General features: G+C 71.3%; 1 protein-coding gene. It reads left to right on the top strand.

Going from position 1 to position 1,432, the window contains the following annotated elements:
• Positions 1-1,432: type I polyketide synthase (locus BN4348_RS59180; protein WP_142308844.1), on the top strand; the 1,432-nt coding region annotated here is incomplete at both ends.

The following is a 1,432-nucleotide window of genomic DNA, read 5'->3' as shown; positions in this document are numbered from 1 at the left end:
TTGGCCGACTGGGTCGAGGCGCACGCGTCGGACGTGCCGGCGCCTGACCTCGCCTACACCCTCGCCCGCAGGCGCGGGCACCGCTCCGTGCGGACCACCGTGCTGGCCGGCGACACCCCGGAGCTGCTGACGGCGTTGCGGGAGGTCGCCAGCGGTGACGCCCTGTTCCAGGAAGTGGTCGGCCAGGAGCAACGAGGTCCGGTGTGGGTGTTCTCCGGGCAGGGTTCGCAGTGGGCGACCATGGGCGCCGACCTGCTGGCCAAGGAGCCCGCATTCGCGGCGGCCATCGCCGAGATCGAGCCGCTGATCGCCCACGAGTCCGGCTTCTCGGTGACCGAGGCCCTCACCGCACCCGAGAAGGTGACGGGCATCGACCGCGTGCAGCCCACGATCTTCGCCATGCAGGTCGCGCTGGCGAACACGATGAAGTCCTGCGGGGTCCTGCCCGGCGCGGTCATCGGCCACTCGATGGGCGAGTCTGCGGCGGCCGTCGTCGCCGGAGCGCTGTCGCTCGAGGACGGGGTGCGCGTCATCTGCCGCCGTTCGCGACTGATGACCAAGATCGCCGGTTCGGGCGCGATGGCGTCGGTGGAACTGCCTGCGCAGCAAGTGCTTTCGGAGCTGATGGCTCGCGGCGTCAACGACGCCGTGGTGGCGGTGGTGGCCTCTCCGCAGTCCACCGTCATCGGCGGCGCGACGAACACGGTCCGCGAGTTGGTGGCGGTCTGGGAGCAGCGCGAGGTGATGGCCCGCGAGGTGGCCGTCGACGTGGCGTCGCACTCGCCACAGGTCGACCCGATCCTCGACGAGCTGTACGACGTGCTGGCCGAGATCGAACCGTTGACACCGGAGGTCCCGTACTACTCGGCCACCTCGTTCGACCCGCGCGAGGAGCCGTACTGCGACGCCAACTACTGGGTGGACAACCTGCGCCACACGGTGCGGTTCTCCGCGGCGGTGCAGGCGGCGCTGGAAGACGGCTACCGGGTGTTCGCTGAGTTGTCGCCGCACCCGCTGCTGACCCACGCGGTCGACCAGACCGCCCGCAGCCTGGACATGACGGTGGCAGCGCTCGCCGCGATGCGGCGCGATCAGCCGCTGCCCCATGGGATGCTCGGGTTGTTGGGCGACCTGTACGCCACGGGCGCCACGGTCGATTTCTCCGTGCTCTACCCCGGCGGGCACCTGATGGACGCCCCGCTGGCCGCGTGGACGCACCGCTCGCTGCTGTTGAGCCGCGAGGGTCACAGCTCCCGCGCGCTGGCTTCCAGCGTCGCGGTGCACCCGCTGATGGGCCAGCACGTGCGCCTGCCCGAGGAGCCGGAACGCCACGTGTGGCAGGCCGACATCGGCACCGCGACGCTGCCGTGGCTGGCCGACCACCAGGTCCACGGCACGGCGACGCTGCCGGGCGCGGCCTACTGCGAGATGG

Origin of the sequence: Mycobacterium interjectum (assembly GCF_900078675.2) — a bacterium.
In the GTDB taxonomy this organism is placed as follows: domain Bacteria; phylum Actinomycetota; class Actinomycetes; order Mycobacteriales; family Mycobacteriaceae; genus Mycobacterium; species Mycobacterium interjectum.
Note: the sequence above shows the minus strand (reverse complement) of the source record. Positions and strands in the feature narration are given on the sequence as shown.